This window comes from Bacillus sp. GMa5/1 (assembly GCF_050172015.1).
Classification (GTDB): Bacteria; Bacillota; Bacilli; order Bacillales; family Bacillaceae_G; genus Bacillus_A; species Bacillus_A cereus.
This window is the reverse complement of record NZ_JBNLYC010000096.1, coordinates 1-17,866: the sequence shown is the minus strand read 5'-3', so window position 1 is coordinate 17,866 and position 17,866 is coordinate 1. Positions and strand designations below refer to the sequence as shown.

The window sequence follows — 17,866 nt, the reverse complement described above, 5'->3', positions numbered from 1 at the left end:
GTACCAGGTTCAAGCCTTTCATTTATCAATTTTTTTCTTGCGGCATCGTACTCGGACAATTTAATATGATACATACGTATTCAGACCAGTTTATTGTCCCCTTCTTATTTTTCATGCTATATGGATTATTCCTCAGCATCCCATTAAAAGAAATAAAAAACGGATTTCGTAATTTAAAATTTGCTGGAACAAGTCTTACTATTAACTTCTTATGGACACCTTTACTCGCTTGGGGATTAGGAGCACTATTTCTTTCAGATCATCCAGCACTTTGGGTTGGATTTATAATGTTAATGGTTACTCCATGCACAGATTGGTACTTAATCTTTACTGAAATAGCGAAAGGAAATGTAGCACTTTCTACTGCAATTTTACCTGTAAATTTAATTTTGCAAGTACTACTCCTTCCAATTTATTTATTTTTATTTGCTGGTGTCATGAAAACTGTAGCGGTTTCTGTTTTAGTAGAAAGTATTGTTATCGTAATCGTCTTACCATTTATACTTGCACACGCTACAAAATTCATTATGAATAAAATAAAAAAAGCTGAAACTCTCGAGAATAAACTCATTCCGTTTTTTAGCTCTGCTCAAATTGTATTTTTAAGTTTAGCAATAGTAGCGATGTTTGCATCACAAGGTAAATATTTACTACAAAATATGAATGTTGTTTTATTATTACTCGTCCCTGTTCTATTGTTCTTCATCATTAATTTTTTACTAGGACAATTTATCGGGCGCATGATGCATTTATCTTACAAAGATACAGTAAGTCTAAGCTTAACAACGTTAGCAAGAAACTCACCTGTTGCACTCGCTATCGCTGTGACCGCTTTTCCAGATGAGCCTCTTATCGCACTTGCACTCGTTATTGGACCATTGATTGAGTTACCAGTACTAGCTTGTGTGTCACAAGTTTTGTTGCTTATTAAGAAAAAACGGCAATACGCATAATAAAAAACGTCCCATTTTGGGACGTTTTTTATTATGGAAAGATTACATACAACACTTATTTCTTATTTATCATTACAAATGAAATTACCGAAACTACAAACATAATACTACCAATTATAAATCGATGGGCTCTAAAAATTTTATATGTTATAGAGAATTAACCTTTCGTTACATTAACAGATCCTTTCTAATTAAAAATGATAGGAAACGTAAATATAACGAAAGCTGCCCAAAGTCCGTAGATTGGCAAATACTTCGTAATGGCATCTTGGATAGCTGTCGGTCCTGATTTGTTTTGCAAGAAACGCATATAGGAAAACATAATCCAAATTAGATTTGCCCAGATCAGTATGTTTACACCTAAAACAGCTAGTCTATTAGGTGTAATCCCGTAAGAAGAAAGTCTGAATACTATGGCTGACAATGCGACAGTGTCAATAATAAGCGCCAGAACAATTAAGGAAAAATTTATATAATCTGAAATGTTCTTTTTCTCGTCCGAGTCACTCTCAACGATAGAAAATATAGTAACAGCCAATACACCAAGCAGTATTCCGTTGAATGCCATTAGGAAATTACGATCCAAGAACGGGTTTTTCCCGACCAAAATTATCGTTATAAGATAAATAAACAATGTGACCAGGACAAGCGGACTAAAGATTTTAGATATGTATGGTGTAATATTTTTAGCAAGCTTAAGATTCATTGATACTAAGTATGCAGCCACAATAGCGAGAGCCGCTGCTCCAAATAAAACAACATTACTAAAATAGAATTCTCCTATATCTAAGTCAACAAAGCTAAACAAACGCATGGTGAATATTGCTAGTATCATTCCGCTCACTGCCATGCTCCCGTAGAGAAGACAATATTCTAAATTAAATTTAATATAGGCTAATCTTGTACCGCCTTTTGAATATTCATTTCCTGTAAACGCAAGCCCTACTAAGACCCATAAAAATATAGGAAGATGTAAATAAGCAAGTATGGTACTGTCTTTATAATTTATTGGCAACGTATTAAGATACACCCCGGAAACTAGGAATAACGCTATAAGGGAATAAATAATACTTTTTTTCGGCTTATTATTGTAAACAAAATAAGCAGCAATAAAGGGAATTACACCAAAAGCCAAGTTTATTGGAGCAATTGCTTCCTGCTCAACAAAGTGGAAAATGATCCTGGTGCTTATGCCGGCCAGAATAGCTAAAAGGCCCATGAATAAGAAACCTTTTTGAAACAAAGATGTTTTTTCTTTATTTACTTTCTCCTTGAAATGCAACCTTTCATACCAAGCAGCTAGAACCTGGGAATCAGGGTTTTGGTCCCATGCTTGTGAGAATGCTTTTTTAAAAGCTTTCGGATCTTTTCTATACATCTTCTCCAACTCATGGGGGTTATCCATATGTTTAACAATCAAATTGTTACTGTTCATAATTATACCTCCTCTAATTAAAAAAATAAGATTGTTACCTTTTAACAAAAGTACTTCACTCATTTATTATGATTTTGATTTTAATATAAAATTTATCGTTTTACAATAAAATTTTATTATTTAAAGCATTTTTTTTATCGTTAAATTTCATTTCAAAGAAAAACAAAAGAGCATGACAATTTTATGTCATGCTCTTTTAACAAATTAATTCTCAAATACAAAATTAATCTTATTATCTTTCCACTCTAATTTCGCATCAAATGTTTTCTCGCCCTTTTTAAAGCCTTTAATTAAATCGGTCTTTTCACCTTTTAAGAGCTTTGTCATATTCTTTTGCGAAATTGTTTTACTTAATATCTTCTTTGAAATGGTGAAATCACATTGCGTTGTATTATAGTTAGAACAACCGTAAAACGTTGACTTATCAATTACATCGCCATCACATTTTTTACAGCTACCAACCTTTTTACCCGTTGTAAATTTCGATCCTTTTCGTTCAATCGATTCAACATGTAGTCCAGTGAAATCCCACTTCTCAGACATTTCCACTGCATCTTCAATAATTTTAGCTGATAGCTTTTTCGTTTGTTCCATAAAAGTTGCTGGTGATGCTGTACCTTCACCAATTTCCGCAAGACGTTGTTCCCATTTCGCAGTCATTTCCGGTGAAGCTAGTATTTTGTCACCAATTGCGGTAATTAATACTTTTCCTTTATCAGTCGCATACACTTGGTTTTTCTTTACATCTATATATTTACGGTCTTTCAACATCGTAATAATACCCGCGCGAGTCGCTTCCGTACCTAAACCTTCTGTTTTCTTCAATACCTTCTCTAGCTCTTCATTCTCTAAATACTTACCAGCTGTTTTCATTAACGTAATAAGTTGTCCTTCTGTATAACGCTTCGGTGGCTGTGTTTTTCCTTCTTTCACTTTCACCTTTACAACTTTTCCTTCTTCACCTTCAGCTACAATTGGAAGAATGGTTTCGTCATCTTTATCGTCTTGGAAAATAACTTTACGCCAACCTTCTTGAATTTGCTGTTTTCCTTTTGAAATGAATTCAGCGCGTTCATCTACAAGCGTAATGATTGTTGTATAGTCAAAGATTGCAACTTCATAATGAGCTGCAATGAGCCTTCTTACAATCATATCGTAAATTTTCTTTTCATCACCGGATAGTCTGCTTGGGTTTGTAACTTGCTCTGTCGGAATAATTGCGTAGTGATCTGTTACTTTCTTTTCATTCACATAACGCTTATTGTTCATAATGGATTCAATTGGTGCCGGTAATAAGCCTTTATATTCATCAAATTGACTTAACTTCTGTAAAATATCAGGGAACGTCGCTGCTTCTCCTTGTGTAACATAGTTAGAATCTGAACGTGGATAAGAAACAATCCCTTTTTGATAGAGTGCTTGCGTTATATCAAGCGTCTTTTTCGGTGAAAACTTAAAGGCTTTATTTGCCGTTGCTTGCAGTGATGATAAGTTGAATAAAAGCGGCGGCTGAAACTCTTTACGCTCCGTTTTCATTTCCTTCACAACAGCCGGTTTCCCTTGGCAAAATGCCGCAATTTTATTCGCCATATCAGGGTCTTTTAAGCGGGATTCATTATCCTTCTCCCATTTCCCGTCATATTTCTTTCCTTCTATATTAAAGGTTGCAAACACTTCCCAGAAAGGCTCTGACTTAAAGTTTTCAATTTCTTTCTCACGCTTTACAATCAATGCTAACGTTGGTGTTTGGACACGACCAGCAGAAAATACATCATTCATTCCTTTTTTCTTTAACAAAATACTAAACACACGTGATGCATTCATGCCAACAACCCAGTCAGCACAAGATCTTGTGTATGCTTCGTAATACGTATTAATTGTATCTGATTCATCAAGTAAATTTTTAAACCCTTGATAAATAGCTTGCTTCGTTAAAGACGAAATCCATAGACGCTTCATAGGCTTTTGCACGTTACAAAGATTAATAATATTTCGTACGATTAGTTCCCCTTCACGCCCAGCATCGCCTGCGTGAATAATTTCTGTTACCTGTGGATTATGTAACAGCTGTTTCACAACGTTAAATTGCTTATACTTTGACTTTGTTACTTCAAATTGAAAACGCTCTGGAATCATCGGTAATGTATTAAGTGACCATTTTTTCCACTCTGCGTGATAATGCTCTGGATTACATAACTGCGTCAAATGACCAATTGCCCATGTACAGTACGCTCCATTTGGAAATAGCTCATTCGCTTCTACCTCTAAATATCCATCTTTCCGGCGATATTTAAACTGTGAAACAAGAGCCAACCCTTGATCTGGTTTCTCGGCAATAATTAATTTCATTTTATAACTCCCTATCTGTATTCCAGTGTTACTTTCATTGTCTATATGTTTAGAAGCGATGATAAAACAACAATCTTATTTATCATTCGCGGTTTGTCTCGCAAATGGGAGACCTATAATATTATACGCTTATTCTTTATGGCTTCACAATAGAAACTCATAATATAACAATTTCTTTCACATGCTTACAATTAAAAAAGACGCCCTAAAAAATCAAGCGTTCCTTTGCTTACATCTATGAAATTGTGCAGATAATATGCAGATATAAATTATCATAAGTACACATATGATGAAATGAACGATAGGACAAGGAGGTATCATAATGTTTGCTTATACGTTAACTACCTTAACACTTTGCTGTACCTCAATTCTTATTGTATCCAATATTTCTAAACGTAAGGGTACCCTAATGGAGTATATGGTATTTATTATGTCTTTTAGTATGAGTATCGGTTTAAGTATTGGTTTTTATTTAGGCATTCTCTTTAAGGGGGAATTACTATATTCTACTTTACTTGCTATTTTAATTAGTGGTTTTATCGGTTTTTTAGTGGGTCTACGTTTTCACCTATATACTGCTTTAGAAGGAATGTTCTCTGGATTAATGGCAAGTATGATGGGAGCAATGATTACAGAAATGTTAAACGCTCAACAAGCTCATAGTATATTGTTCATTAGCCTTTTACTTACTATAACGATTACTATGTCCTGTGTGATTCAATTGTTATCGGAGAACTTTTCTACTTTTATCCAACGTCGTTTTTTGTTATTCCTTTCAATTAGTGTAGTAATTATCGTTGCCGTATTCGCGACATTCCCAGATCATACTCCTGCACCTTCACCTTCACCTTCACCTGGGCATAATCAACATATACATTAGTACTTGCAACAAAAATGAATAAGCAGCTATCCATAGGATAACTGCTTCCTATTATTCTGGCTTATTAGGAATATTTTGGTTTGGAACATAATCAGATTTATAATCTGTATAGTTCACTTCCGTTACCATCCCTGCTGAAGCATGATGTAGGTCGTGACAGTGGAACATCCACTCACCGGGATTGTCTGCTACAAAGGCTACTTCATATTCTTCTCCTGGTTTTAAGTTCAATGTATCTTTTACAATTGGAGAACCTTCTATCGGTTTTCCATCTTTACTCAACACCTGGAAGAAGTGACCATGTAAATGCATTGGGTGATCATCCATTTTAGAACGATTTACCAATTTCACTTTTACTAAATCACCCTTTTTCACTTGAATTGGGTCAATATCCGGAAATACCTTTCCGTTAATTGTATATACCATTTCATTTTCATTCATTTGCGTATTTAAGTCCATATTATATGTGGCAGTATACTCTTGATTTAACGTGAAACTACCTAATTTTTTAGCACCATATTTCGTCATATCTAATTTCGCTAATTTTCCCTTTTCATCTGCTTTATCTTTCATCTCTTTGCTGCCATCATACTCAATAACAGCTTTCATTCCTTTTGCACCTTTATTTTTTGAATGGTCCTCAACATACCACTTCCCAGGATTATTAGCAGTAAATTCAATATCATAACGTTCACCCGGTGCGATTGAAATTACTTTATCCTTTATAACTTTTGGATTGTTTATTGGTTGACCATCTGTCGCAATTACTTTTATATCATGACCGTGAACATGTATATCATGTGATAGATAACCAGCATTAACAAGTCGAAGACGAACTTTATCTCCCTTATTCACTTTCAATGGCACTACTAAATCACCGCTTTTTCCATTGATTGTGAATAAATCATACATACTCATATCATGACCTTCCATCTTCATATTTCCATGGTCCATTCCTGCCATATTGCCAGAGTCTTTTTGATCACTGCCCATGTCCATACCAGAATGATCCATGCCGTTCTTATCATCATTCTTTTTCGTATTTTCATCACCTTTAGATTTATTACCTATTTGCCCTTTTGTCATTTCTTTTAACTGCTTTTTAATTTCTTCTTTATCTGTAACCCATTCATCCAACAGTAATGTGTAATCTTTATCATATTTTTCCTTTGTATCCTCTACAATGAGCGCTCCATACAAACCTCTATCTAATTGATTTACAGAATCTTGATGCGAGTGATACCAGTACGTTCCTGGTACGTTCGCTTCAAATTCGTAAGTGAAACTTTTTCCTGGTTCAACTGCATCTTGTGTCACGCCCGGAATTCCATCCATGTTATTTGGGACAGGATATCCATGCCAATGAATAGATACTGGTGCAGATAATTCATTTTTTAATGTCACTTTCACCTTTTCACCTTTTTTCACCCGAATTTCTGGACCAGGAGATGAGCCATTAAATGTCCAGACTGGAACAATAACACCGTTACTTAATTTTTGCTTTTCTTCTTTCGCTATTAAAGTAACTTCTGGCCCTTTTTCAACCTTCAATGGTGTTGTAGCTGTTTCAGTCTGTAGTGTTTTGTTATCATTCATATTTTTATGATCATTTGTTGTATTTGTCGTCACAGAACAGGCAGCAATTAAAAATATTACAGAGACAGTAACGGCTGCTAATACAACTCGCTTCATGGACAATCCCTCCTTATTCTTTTTCAAAATCATTATAGAAGTTGATTTTCAAGAAAATAAGGAGATGTAATTAGATCTTACGTAAGCTAATTGGAAAATTACTAAAAGCAGAGACATTATAAGAGACGAATATTTTAGTAATACAAAATGCTTTCCTTGTAGCGACTACATTAGCCGTTCTCGTATTTGTTTTGACGTTATTTCTTAAGAAACAATAACACTGCTATTATTAAATAAGAAAAATGTAGCTAAAATGCTCTTCACAAAAGAACTTAGATTTTTGTATAATAAGAACTAATGTTCCTCACAGACAATGGACTCAAATTACACAAATATATCAAATAGAAGAGGATTGATATACGATGAAAATTGATAGACCAAAAATTTCACCAGAGTTATCTTCAAAGAATTTTCAAGATATTTTTTATGAAGAAGATCCAACATTGGAAGTGTGTGAAATTATAGACTCCACTTTCGAAAATGAATCTGTAGATAGAGTGCGGTTATATGATGCGGTGATAAAAAACTGTAAGTTTACTAATACAGACTTTAGCAATATTGATATTACAGATGTTTGTTTTGAAAACTGTGATTTATCAAATGTTAATTTAAGCAATTCTTCTGTTCACAGAGTCGAATTTAAAAACAGTAAATTAATCGGAGTAAATTTCACAGAATCTAGCTTAGGAAATGTTAAATTTGAGAATTCAATTTTGAATTTAGCGGCATTTGGAAATTCTAAACTAGAAAAAATCATCTTCAATGAAACTTCATTAAATAATGCAGATTTTTTTGACTGTAAACTTAAAAAAGTTGAATTCCAATTATGTAGTCTTGATGAAGCTAATTTTGATCAGACATCACTGAAGGGGATAGATATTAGTTCTTCTACCTTTGATACACTTACAGTTTCAGTGAGCGATTTAAGAGGATGTAAAGTATCGACATATCAAGCTGTTCAGTTTGCTACTTTATTAGGATTAATAATTAAAGATTAGTATTTCGAAGAAAAGAACCCTATCCCGAATCATGGATTTTTTAATTGTCCACGATTCGAGATAAAGTTCAAATAAATTAGTGATGACTCTTTTATTATTTAACTACAGCTTGATTTCCTTTTACATGTTCATTATTTACACTCATAAATTCTTCAATTTCTTCAACTTCCCTAATGATATCTTTTGACAAGTTTTCATACCCGTCTTTCGTTACAAGAATGTCATCTTCAATACGAATTCCAATTGATTCTCCTTCAATATAAAGACCAGGTTCAATTGTTATAACCATACCTTCTTCTAACACTCTATCTTTATATGTTCCTACATCATGTGTATCTAAACCAAGGAAATGGCTGACACCATGATAATAGTATTTTGATAACTCTTCATCTTCTTGAATTAAACCAATTGCTTTACACTCTTCTGCCAGTACCTTTTTTGTATGCTCATTTAATGCAGCGAACTTTAATCCTGGCTTAATAATCTCTGTTGTTTCTTTTAATGCTTTTAATACAATATTATAAATTTGTTTTTGGCGACTAGAGAATGTTCCATTTGCCGGGAATGTATAACTAATATCAGCGTTATAGTAGTCTTTTTGAGCACCTAAATCTAGTAATACTAAGTCACCATTTTGAATTTGTGCATCATTATCTTCATAATGAAGAACTGTAGCATTTTTCCCACTCGCCAAAATTGTATTGAACGCATGGTACTTAATGCCAGATGACTTCAGTGTAAAATCAAATTGTGCTTCTAATTCATACTCCATCATGCCTGCTTTTGCATGCTTAAGTACGTTGTAAATACCGTCTTTCGTTATAGCAATCGCTTCTTTAATAATTTCAATTTCTTCCTCTGTTTTAAATACTCGTAATTCACAAATGTTCGGATATACATTACCAATTGTTACGTGTGGGTATTTTTCTCTTACATGTTTAGCAAATGCTAATGTTTTTGTCTCCGTACCATTCCAATCACGACGTTCTATATCTAAATATAGATGCTTCGCATTTTCTGTAAAAAGTATATTTGACATTGTCTTTTCAAAGCTATCTAAATATATAACTTTCTTTATACCTGAAATTTTCTCTGCTTCTTCGTTAGAAACTGTTTTACCGACCCATTTTTCCATTACTGGATCTGCCTTTTCAATGAAAAGTGTTTCTTCAACACTACTTCCAACCTTTTTCAGCATAAAAATAACATTTGGTTCATCGATTCCCGTTAAGTAGTAAAAATTACGATTCGGTACAAATTTATAATGTGCATCAGCTGACATATGCGGTGCTTGTCCCGCAAATAAAATCGTAATAGATCCCTCTGGTAATGTGTTTGCTAATCGTTCTCTATTTTGAGCAAAAAATGTTGATTTCATGATAATCCCCCTAGCGTTCTATGTATGATTAAAAAACTAATGATCTAATCAATTCATTTTATTATTGTTACAATTTTTCGTCAATTAATAGTACTCATAGAAAAAGGAAAATCCCCCCTTACTAGTGCCCATCTAATCTACATTATGCATACCACTCCACAATTTCTTGACATTTATTCCATATACTTAAAATCTCATATATAGGAAAGGAGCCACAACTTTGAAACATTATGTAGCAACAGGGTTAGCAATTACTTCCTTATTCATAATTACTGGATGTTCTAGCAACACCGAAACAGCACCCGTGAAGAAAGAAACGGTGCAATCTGAGTCAAAAAATATAGAAACAGCAAATACGAGTCCGCAAGACTTCTATAAAGAAATTACATCTGGAAAAATCGAGCACATTCACGGAATTGGCTATGCAGGAAATATATCTGGGGTTTCTATCGCCACTCATAGCGGGATAAAAGTTTATCAAGATGGAAAATGGCTTGAAACTAAGACTGGATTACATGATTATATGGGGTTTCAGGCAACGAAGAACGGGTTCTTTGCCAGCGGTCATCCTGAACCAGGAGCAGATTTAAAAAATCCTTTAGGATTAATGAAAAGTTCTGATGGCGGTAATACACTTGAAAAGCTAGCGTTTTACGGAGAATCTGATTTTCATAACCTTGCTGTCGGATATAATACAGAAGCAATTTATTTATACAATGAGCGTCCAAATTCTAAATTACAACAAGGTTTTTATTTCAGTACGAACAACGGACAAGATTGGGAAAATAGTAAGTTAAAAGGTCTTTCAAGTACGATTCATTCCTTTTCCGTACATCCGAATCAATCTAGTGTAGTCGCAGTAAGTGCCAAAGACGGTGTTTACTTATCTACAGATTACGGAAATACGTTTGAAATATTCGCTAAATCACTTGAATCGACCGCAATTACATTAAGTAATGAAGATGTTATTTACGCGCCTATCAATAAGCAAATCGTAACGAAGAAATCAATTGCTACAAATGAGGAGACAAACATACAAATTCCACCTTTAGATCCTAAAGATACAATTATGTATATATCACAAAACCCTCAAAATTCAGCTGAAATTGTATTTGCTACAATGAAAGCAAATGTGTTCCTTTCTACGGATGAGGGTAAAACATGGAAGCAGCTTACTAAAGAAGGAACATTCCAAATTAATTAGAAGGGTGAATATAACGTGTTTTCAATAATTAGTGAATGGAGCTATCAACTCATGTCTCCTTTAATAGATGTCGCGAATGCTACGAAATCAGTACCTCTTTTATTTGCGTTTTTATTAGGCATTGTAGGTACACTTGCTCCTTGCCAATTAACAGGAAACATTAGCGCTATTACACTTTATGGAAATCAATCTTTACAAAAGGGACATACCTGGAAACATATACTGTTATTCATTTTAGGAAAAGTAATAGCTTTTACGACACTTGGACTTTTAGTCTGGTTATTAGGAAAAGAAATTCAACAAACATTAACTTTGTATTTCCCATGGTTACGCAAACTGATCGGACCTTTATTAATAATAATAGGTCTAATATTATCAGATATTATAAGAGGAAGAAATTTCTTCTCTACCCTTTTCCCTATTAAATTTATTCGAAAACAAAATGAAGTCAGCTCATTTTTACTTGGTTTTTTCTTTTCTTTAGCTTTCTGTCCGACTATGTTTGTGCTATTTTTCGGAACGTTACTCCCTTTATCTTTACCCTATAATTACGGGTACTTGTTTCCTACATTCTTTTCGATAGGAACTGCTCTGCCTATCGTCGTATTAATGTCCATCATCTCCTATCTAGGATTAAATGGGGCACTACTTAAAAAGAGCCGAAAAATAGGAAAAAACATTCAACGTATAGCCGGTGTTCTCCTTATTTTAATCGGACTTTATGATACTGCTCTATATTGGTAATACATACAAAAAGGTAAGTTCAATTCATTTGAACTTACCTTTTTTAAAAATTATATTTAACTCTTCTACATGTCCTTTTGCTTCATCTCCCACTTTTTATACAGTAGTACTGTACCAAATAAAAATACTCCCGCAACAAATGAAGCTACTGGTAACATTTTTATCATTTCATCAGGAAATACGAGTGGCAATAATGGAAATGCATACGCTGCTGGAATACGTACTCCAACGATTTTTAATAAAATAACCATTAATATCATATTTAATAACGTGACTACAATCCATGAATCAATTGCAAAATACAATAAAGTTCCAACAGTTGCCGATGCAGTTAATACTAATATTTGTTTAAAAGCCATTTTTTCATTATACATCGGCTTTTGAAGTGATTCATACACAACAACTAATATTGGTGGAATAACTGCTAATTGTTCATAACCAGTTATCCAGCATAAACTGATCCATACGAAATTTAGTATTAGAAATACAGTCATATATTTATACTGTATTTGCACTTTTCGCTCAATACCGTTGTTCAATTTAAATATAAGAACACCTATCATTAAAATAAATGTTAAAGCAAATACCGCGATAACAAATGACCATTCCGTCGCATTTGTTACTAACGGTAATAAACCTGTCGCAATGGATGGTGCTAAATTGGATTGAATAACACATAAAAACAACATCATTAATATAAGTGTTAAGCTAACTTTTCCTATATAGGAAATATCCATTTGATTCACTGCAAAACCAATAACAGCTGTTATTGACGGTGCAATAAAGATTTTTTCTGGTTGTCTTAACCATCCTGGCTCGCGATACGCCCATAAAGCAATTGCCATCGCTGCTATTTCCGGCAAAATGACTTCCGGATCATTTAATAACACACCAGCTGTTACCATAGCTAAAATAAATAAAATAGCAATCGTATATGAGATGATTGTTTCTTTCTTTGAAATTACTGCATTCATTATTGCATACTCCTTTTTACTTATTACTTTCATAATGTAAAACAACAACTCTTTATACCCTACCATAGTATTGTATATTAGCATCTTTTCTATTTCAAGTATTAGTATTCATTTACATCCTCTCTCATCCATACACATACAAAACAAAGCATTTTATAGACATTGACACTTATTAAAAGATAGGTTACAATAACTATACATTAGTAAGTAGCTAATGTAATTACATCTAACTAGAGGTGAAACAAATGAAAAACATTTTATTCCGTATTAACGAATTGTCAAAAAAAGAAAAAGCGAATGGATTAACAGTTGATGAAAAACAAGAACAACAAATGTTGCGCCAAAACTATACACAAACATTTCGTGGAAGCTTAGATTCCATTTTATTAAACACAAAAATTGTTGATCAAAATGGTCTTAACGTTACACCTGCTGCATTACAAGATGCTCAAATACGTTTAAAATTAAGCAAATGAGTTCCGCGCTAAAGAATTCTAATAAAACATAAAAAGAGCTGGATTTCCTATATAGAAATTCCAGCTCTTTTTATTGTCTTTTTTAATTTAGTAAACGAGCGATACATCGCAATTCTCCACGACACAATCATCGCAAATGCAAGTAAGAAAAACATGCCGCTTAACTCTGCCAAATCAATTGATTGGCTTAAATATGACTTTAATGCCACGCGTACAGCTAATAAGCCTACTAAAATAAATATGAATGCTTTTGACGGTTTCATAAATATATGTTCGCCTTTTATTTCGAACTTAGTTGTTTTAATAAGAAAAATAGAAAAGATAAGCCCTATACTAATTGCCTCAACTATTTCTAACGATGTTAATCGAAACTCTGGTAAAAAGTACATCGTTGCGCCTGTACTCATAAAAATTGGCGGCAATATAATTTTCTTTTTCGCTACCGGCTTTTTCGCTGCTTTAAAGCGCAGAAACATGACACCAACAGCCATACAAACCGCTAAAATACTTGATAAAAGTGCTATCATACTCTTCCCACTCCTATCTATTTAAAAGACTTTTTGAGCAAAATCATAAACCAAACGAGCCCGACACTTATAATAACATGACCTAATCCAGCCATATGGCTTAAACCGTAAAAGTCAGTTCCATTTACTTGTAGAAGACCTCTCCATAGCATTGTAGCAATAGTAAAGATTACTCCTACATTATAAACAACAAACCATGCACAAAAGCTCTTTGTTTCTTGTACATGAAACACTTTACATAAGGCTAAAGCAATTAAAAAGAATACAAAACCGAGCACTAATACATGTGTATGCACTAATTGCAACATTGTGGATCCTTTAATTCCTTGTGCTTTCGAATACTCTCTTGCAAATACACCTGATAATAAACCAATAATTAAGTAAATAAATGCCGCATTATATAATTTCTTCATTCTATTCCTCCTGTTGTAAACTTTCTATATTCGCTGCAATTATTTTAAGCAAAGTTTATGAACGGAGTATGAACAAAATATTACATTCAATTTTTGAAAATAAAAAAGCCATTCCACAAATAATAATTGTAGAATGGCTTTTCAATTTATTTTAAATCTTCTATTGAGAAAGCACCTGGCAGTAACTGCTCAACAGTCACTTCTTTTTCATCACCTTTTACATTCGTTAATAATACAGGCATTTTCGGGTCACAGAATTCAGCAATTACTTGTCTACACGCACCACATGGTGAAATCGGTCCATCAGTTTCTCCTGTAATAACTAAGTAACTAAAATCGCGCTCACCTTCTGATACTGCTTTAAATATTGCTGTTCTTTCTGCACAGTTACATAAACCGTAAGAAGCATTTTCTATATTACAACCAGTATAGATTTTCCCTTCTTTCGTAACTAACGCTGCGCCAACAGGAAATTTAGAATACGGAATATACGCTTTCGATAACATCTTGTTTGCTTCTTCAATATATTTTTTCTTACCCATATTATTTCCCCCTCAAAGTAAACGAAATGATGATTAGTCAGTAATAACTGTATGAACTAATTTAGGAGCCACTGCTGTTTCAGCGATAGAAATATTTTCGTAAATTTTTGCTTTTACATCTTCTACATTTTCACGATTTGCGTAGATTGTTACGAATGGCTCGCCTTCTTTTACTGCATCGCCAACTTTTTTACGTAACATTAATCCTACTGCTAAATCGATTTCATCTTCCTTCGTTGCACGACCTGCACCAAGTAACATAGCTGCAATACCAATCTCATCTGCAACAATGTTAGAAATAACACCTGAAGTTTTTGCAGGTACATCAATTACATACTTAGCTTGTGGCATTTTTTCTGGATTGTCTACAATTGAGCTATCTCCGCCTTGATTGCTTAAGAACTCTTTAAATTTCTCAGTTGCTTTTCCGTTTTTCATCACTTCAATTAGCATTTCACGAGCTTCTTCTAACGTATTTGCTTTTTTCGCAAGTACGACCATTTGGCTACCTAATACAAGTACTAATTCTGTTAAATCTTCTGGACCTTCACCTTTTAACGTATCAATCGCTTCTTTTACTTCTAGAGCGTTACCAATCGCAAAACCAAGCGGTTGTGACATGTCCGAAATAACTGCCATAGTTTGACGTCCTACATTATTTCCGATACGTACCATTGCATGTGCTAATTCTTTTGCATCTTCTTCTGTTTTCATAAATGCACCAGCACCTGTTTTTACATCAAGTACGATTGCGTCAGCACCAGCTGCAATTTTTTTACTCATAATTGAACTTGCGATTAAAGGAATTGAGTTAACAGTTCCTGTTACGTCGCGCAATGCATAAATCTTTTTATCTGCAGGTGTTAAGTTTCCTGTTTGTCCAATAACAGCTACTTTGTCACGGTTTACAATATCAATAAATTGTTCTTTTGTAATTTCAACGTGGAATCCTTCTACCGCTTCTAATTTATCAATTGTTCCGCCTGTATGTCCTAAACCACGACCAGACATTTTTGCTACTGGTACATCTAAAGCAGCAACTAATGGTCCTAATACTAAAGTTGTTGTATCACCAACACCGCCAGTTGAATGTTTGTCTACTTTAATTCCTTCAATTGCTGATAAGTCGATCGTTTCACCAGACTCAACCATCGCCATCGTTAAATCTGCACGTTCGCGATCTGTCATATCTTTAAAGAAGATTGCCATTGCAAGCGCACTCACTTGATAATCAGGAATACTTCCGTCTGTATATCCATTAATAAAGAATTTGATTTCTTCAGTCGTTAATTCTTTGCCGTCACGTTTTTTTGCAATAATATCTACCATTCTCATTACAATCACCATTCCTTTTTATATGATACGAATCTATTAAAATAATAAGCCAACGATTGTTGCTGATAAGAAACTTACTAATGTTGCACCGAATAGTAATTTCAAACCAAATCTTGCGACTACATTCCCTTGCTTTTCATTTAAGCTCTTAACCGCCCCTGCAATAATCCCAATTGAAGAGAAGTTTGCAAATGAAACTAAGAATACAGATATAATCGCTGTCGTTCTATCTGAGAAATTAAAGTTTCCTTGTGCTAAATCTGTCATAGCGACAAATTCATTCGATACTAATTTTGTTGCCATAATATTTCCGGCATTAACTGCTTCATGCCAAGGTACACCCATAATAAATGCAAATGGTGCAAATACATAACCAAGAATTTCTTGGAATGAAATACCGATTACACCTTTAAATACTGCATTAATGAATGCGATAAGAGCAACGAAACCGACTAACATAGCTGCTACTGTAATCGCAACTTTAAATCCATCAATAATGTATTCCCCTAATACTTCAAAGAAAGTCTTTTTCTCTTCTTCTTGTACTTCTAACATATCTTCTTCCTCAGTAACTTCATACGGGTTAATGATAGAAGCAATGATGAAGCCACCGAATAAGTTAAGCACTAAAGCGGTTACAACATATTGCGGTTTTAATAACACCATATATGATCCGACGATAGACATTGAAACGGTAGACATTGCAGATGCACATAATGTATACATTCTTTTCTCTGGCAATAACCCTAATTGTTTCTTAACTGAAATAAACACTTCAGATTGTCCTAAAATCGCAGAAGCAACTGCATTATATGATTCTAGTTTCCCCATTCCATTTACTTTACTTAATGCTAGACCGATAGATTTCACAATAATAGGTAATACTTTAATGTGTTGCAAAATACCTATTAAAGCTGATATAAATACGATTGGCATTAATACACTTAAAAAGAACGAAAACTCTTTTTGATTTACTAATCCACCAAATACGAAATTCACACCATCAGCGGCATATTTTAATAACTCTCCAAAACCATCTGCTATTCCGCTAATTAATATATTCCCTACACTTGTATTTAATAATAAAAACCCCAAAATAAATTGTAATATAACCATCGTTATGATTGGGCGATATTTGACTTTCTTTCTATTATTACTAGCAAGCCAAGCGATACCTAAAATCAATACGAGGCCAAAAATACCAATTAAGTATTTCATAAGCCGTCTCCTCCCATTCGTATCCGCTTACATTTTTTTCAATTATTAAAGCAATAGATACACTTTACTTTGTGTATCTATTGCTCTTCACTTCATTAATGATTAGTAGTTATCTGTAGCACCTTTTGCATCATTTAATACGATTGCAACACTAGCACTTGCTCCAACGCGAGAAGCTCCAGCAGCTACCATTTTGTCTGCATCTTCACGTGTACGAACACCGCCAGATGCTTTTACACCAACGTTTGGTCCTACTGTTTTACGCATTAATGCGATATCTTCAGCAGTTGCTCCGCCAGTTGAGAATCCAGTTGAAGTTTTTACGAAGTCAGCACCAGCTTTTACTGATAATTCACAAGCGCGTACTTTCTCTTCATCTGTTAATAGGCAAGTTTCAATGATTACTTTTACAAGAGCTTTTCCTTTTGCTGCTTGTACTACTTCATAAATGTCTTTTTCAACAAGTTCGTTGTCACCATCTTTTAAAGCGCCTACGTTGATTACCATATCAACTTCAGTTGCACCTTTTGCAATAGCATCTTTTGTTTCAAATGCTTTTGTTTCAGTCGTGCTTGCTCCTAATGGGAAACCGATTACAGTACAAACGTCTACATCATGTCCAGCTAGTTCATCAGCCGCTAATTTTACCCATGTTGGGTTAATACAAACAGAAGCGAATTTATATTCCTTTGCTTCTTCGATTACTTTCATAACATCTTCTTTAGTAGTATTAGCTTTTAAAATTGTA

General features: G+C 33.9%; 17 protein-coding genes. 6 read left to right on the top strand and 11 right to left on the bottom strand.

Annotation, left to right across the window (positions count from 1 at the left end; all coding sequences use genetic code 11):
* The first annotated feature begins 20 nt into the window (after positions 1 to 20).
* Positions 21 to 953 carry an arsenic resistance protein gene (locus tag ACQGSG_RS19525; RefSeq protein WP_426947865.1) on the top strand — a complete coding sequence of 311 codons (933 nt, stop codon included), beginning with the start codon at positions 21 to 23 and terminating at the stop codon, positions 951 to 953.
* Between the two features lie 187 nt (positions 954 to 1,140).
* Here ACQGSG_RS19525 and ACQGSG_RS19520 read toward each other — a convergent pair whose 3' ends face one another.
* Both ACQGSG_RS19520 and topB read right to left on the bottom strand, forming a co-directional pair.
* Positions 1,141 to 2,388 (bottom strand): DUF4153 domain-containing protein, encoded by a 1,248-nt coding sequence (locus tag ACQGSG_RS19520; RefSeq protein WP_065704357.1) that lies wholly within the window; start codon positions 2,386 to 2,388, stop codon positions 1,141 to 1,143.
* A 204-nt stretch (positions 2,389 to 2,592) separates the two neighbouring features.
* Entirely contained in the window at positions 2,593 to 4,737 is a 2,145-nt protein-coding gene (gene topB, locus ACQGSG_RS19515) for a DNA topoisomerase III (RefSeq protein ID WP_000766764.1), read from the bottom strand.
* Between the two features lie 322 nt (positions 4,738 to 5,059).
* Between topB and ACQGSG_RS19510 the strand changes: the two genes are divergently transcribed.
* Positions 5,060 to 5,617: a hypothetical protein gene (locus ACQGSG_RS19510; RefSeq protein ID WP_098022526.1), complete on the top strand. Its 558-nt coding sequence runs from the start codon at positions 5,060 to 5,062 to the stop codon at positions 5,615 to 5,617.
* A gap of 51 nt (positions 5,618 to 5,668) precedes the next feature.
* Here ACQGSG_RS19510 and ACQGSG_RS19505 read toward each other — a convergent pair whose 3' ends face one another.
* Positions 5,669 to 7,309: a multicopper oxidase family protein gene (locus ACQGSG_RS19505; protein WP_025966218.1), complete on the bottom strand. Its 1,641-nt coding sequence runs from the start codon at positions 7,307 to 7,309 to the stop codon at positions 5,669 to 5,671.
* Between the two features lie 362 nt (positions 7,310 to 7,671).
* Here ACQGSG_RS19505 and ACQGSG_RS19500 point away from each other — a divergent pair, with 362 nt between their 5' ends.
* The gene (locus ACQGSG_RS19500; RefSeq protein WP_000687271.1) at positions 7,672 to 8,307 is read left to right on the top strand and encodes a pentapeptide repeat-containing protein; all 636 of its coding nucleotides are present in this window, start codon (positions 7,672 to 7,674) and stop codon (positions 8,305 to 8,307) included.
* Positions 8,308 to 8,401: 94 nt separating this feature from the next.
* Here ACQGSG_RS19500 and ACQGSG_RS19495 read toward each other — a convergent pair whose 3' ends face one another.
* Entirely contained in the window at positions 8,402 to 9,685 is a 1,284-nt protein-coding gene (locus ACQGSG_RS19495) for an aminopeptidase P family protein (RefSeq protein ID WP_000842968.1), read from the bottom strand.
* Between the two features lie 220 nt (positions 9,686 to 9,905).
* Between ACQGSG_RS19495 and ACQGSG_RS19490 the strand changes: the two genes are divergently transcribed.
* Positions 9,906 to 10,889, top strand: coding sequence for a F510_1955 family glycosylhydrolase (locus ACQGSG_RS19490; RefSeq protein WP_061654543.1), 984 nt, complete (start codon positions 9,906 to 9,908; stop codon positions 10,887 to 10,889).
* 15 nt (positions 10,890 to 10,904) lie between these two features.
* Complete coding sequence (locus ACQGSG_RS19485) at positions 10,905 to 11,633, top strand: sulfite exporter TauE/SafE family protein (protein ID WP_002061125.1); 729 nt, start codon at positions 10,905 to 10,907, stop codon at positions 11,631 to 11,633.
* 65 nt (positions 11,634 to 11,698) lie between these two features.
* Here ACQGSG_RS19485 and ACQGSG_RS19480 read toward each other — a convergent pair whose 3' ends face one another.
* Positions 11,699 to 12,607, bottom strand: coding sequence for an HPP family protein (locus tag ACQGSG_RS19480; protein WP_141521736.1), 909 nt, complete (start codon positions 12,605 to 12,607; stop codon positions 11,699 to 11,701).
* Between the two features lie 245 nt (positions 12,608 to 12,852).
* On the opposite strand from ACQGSG_RS19480, the gene ACQGSG_RS19475 reads away from it, so the two are divergent.
* On the top strand, positions 12,853 to 13,083 hold the full coding sequence (locus ACQGSG_RS19475; protein ID WP_000789773.1) for a DUF896 domain-containing protein: 231 nt from the start codon (positions 12,853 to 12,855) through the stop codon (positions 13,081 to 13,083).
* A 47-nt stretch (positions 13,084 to 13,130) separates the two neighbouring features.
* Here the strand turns inward: ACQGSG_RS19475 and ACQGSG_RS19470 are convergent, their stop codons facing one another.
* The 6 genes from ACQGSG_RS19470 to deoC form a co-directional block, all read right to left on the bottom strand.
* Entirely contained in the window at positions 13,131 to 13,610 is a 480-nt protein-coding gene (locus ACQGSG_RS19470; protein WP_325843054.1) for a cytochrome c biogenesis protein CcdC, read from the bottom strand.
* Between the two features lie 17 nt (positions 13,611 to 13,627).
* The gene (locus tag ACQGSG_RS19465; protein WP_000737863.1) at positions 13,628 to 14,023 is read right to left on the bottom strand and encodes a DUF2871 domain-containing protein; all 396 of its coding nucleotides are present in this window, start codon (positions 14,021 to 14,023) and stop codon (positions 13,628 to 13,630) included.
* 146 nt (positions 14,024 to 14,169) lie between these two features.
* Positions 14,170 to 14,565 carry a cytidine deaminase gene (locus tag ACQGSG_RS19460; protein WP_000516778.1) on the bottom strand — a complete coding sequence of 132 codons (396 nt, stop codon included), beginning with the start codon at positions 14,563 to 14,565 and terminating at the stop codon, positions 14,170 to 14,172.
* Positions 14,566 to 14,598: 33 nt separating this feature from the next.
* The gene (locus tag ACQGSG_RS19455) at positions 14,599 to 15,900 is read right to left on the bottom strand and encodes a pyrimidine-nucleoside phosphorylase (protein WP_001983022.1); all 1,302 of its coding nucleotides are present in this window, start codon (positions 15,898 to 15,900) and stop codon (positions 14,599 to 14,601) included.
* A gap of 36 nt (positions 15,901 to 15,936) precedes the next feature.
* Positions 15,937 to 17,118 (bottom strand): NupC/NupG family nucleoside CNT transporter, encoded by a 1,182-nt coding sequence (locus ACQGSG_RS19450; RefSeq protein ID WP_000876173.1) that lies wholly within the window; start codon positions 17,116 to 17,118, stop codon positions 15,937 to 15,939.
* 102 nt (positions 17,119 to 17,220) lie between these two features.
* The coding region (gene deoC, locus ACQGSG_RS19445) for a deoxyribose-phosphate aldolase (protein WP_426947859.1) at positions 17,221 to 17,866 on the bottom strand (646 nt) is incomplete at its 5' end.

Coding starts and splice junctions, on each gene's coding strand:
- ACQGSG_RS19460 (WP_000516778.1), bottom strand. CDS start 14,565: ATGGGTAAGAAAAAATATATTGAAGAAGCAAACAAGATGTTATCGAAA.
- ACQGSG_RS19465 (WP_000737863.1), bottom strand. CDS start 14,023: ATGAAGAAATTATATAATGCGGCATTTATTTACTTAATTATTGGTTTA.
- ACQGSG_RS19505 (WP_025966218.1), bottom strand. CDS start 7,309: ATGAAGCGAGTTGTATTAGCAGCCGTTACTGTCTCTGTAATATTTTTA.
- ACQGSG_RS19500 (WP_000687271.1), top strand. CDS start 7,672: ATGAAAATTGATAGACCAAAAATTTCACCAGAGTTATCTTCAAAGAAT.
- ACQGSG_RS19475 (WP_000789773.1), top strand. CDS start 12,853: ATGAAAAACATTTTATTCCGTATTAACGAATTGTCAAAAAAAGAAAAA.
- ACQGSG_RS19455 (WP_001983022.1), bottom strand. CDS start 15,900: ATGAGAATGGTAGATATTATTGCAAAAAAACGTGACGGCAAAGAATTA.
- topB (WP_000766764.1), bottom strand. CDS start 4,737: ATGAAATTAATTATTGCCGAGAAACCAGATCAAGGGTTGGCTCTTGTT.
- ACQGSG_RS19520 (WP_065704357.1), bottom strand. CDS start 2,388: ATGAACAGTAACAATTTGATTGTTAAACATATGGATAACCCCCATGAG.
- ACQGSG_RS19480 (WP_141521736.1), bottom strand. CDS start 12,607: ATGAATGCAGTAATTTCAAAGAAAGAAACAATCATCTCATATACGATT.
- ACQGSG_RS19470 (WP_325843054.1), bottom strand. CDS start 13,610: ATGATAGCACTTTTATCAAGTATTTTAGCGGTTTGTATGGCTGTTGGT.
- ACQGSG_RS19495 (WP_000842968.1), bottom strand. CDS start 9,685: ATGAAATCAACATTTTTTGCTCAAAATAGAGAACGATTAGCAAACACA.
- ACQGSG_RS19510 (WP_098022526.1), top strand. CDS start 5,060: ATGTTTGCTTATACGTTAACTACCTTAACACTTTGCTGTACCTCAATT.
- ACQGSG_RS19450 (WP_000876173.1), bottom strand. CDS start 17,118: ATGAAATACTTAATTGGTATTTTTGGCCTCGTATTGATTTTAGGTATC.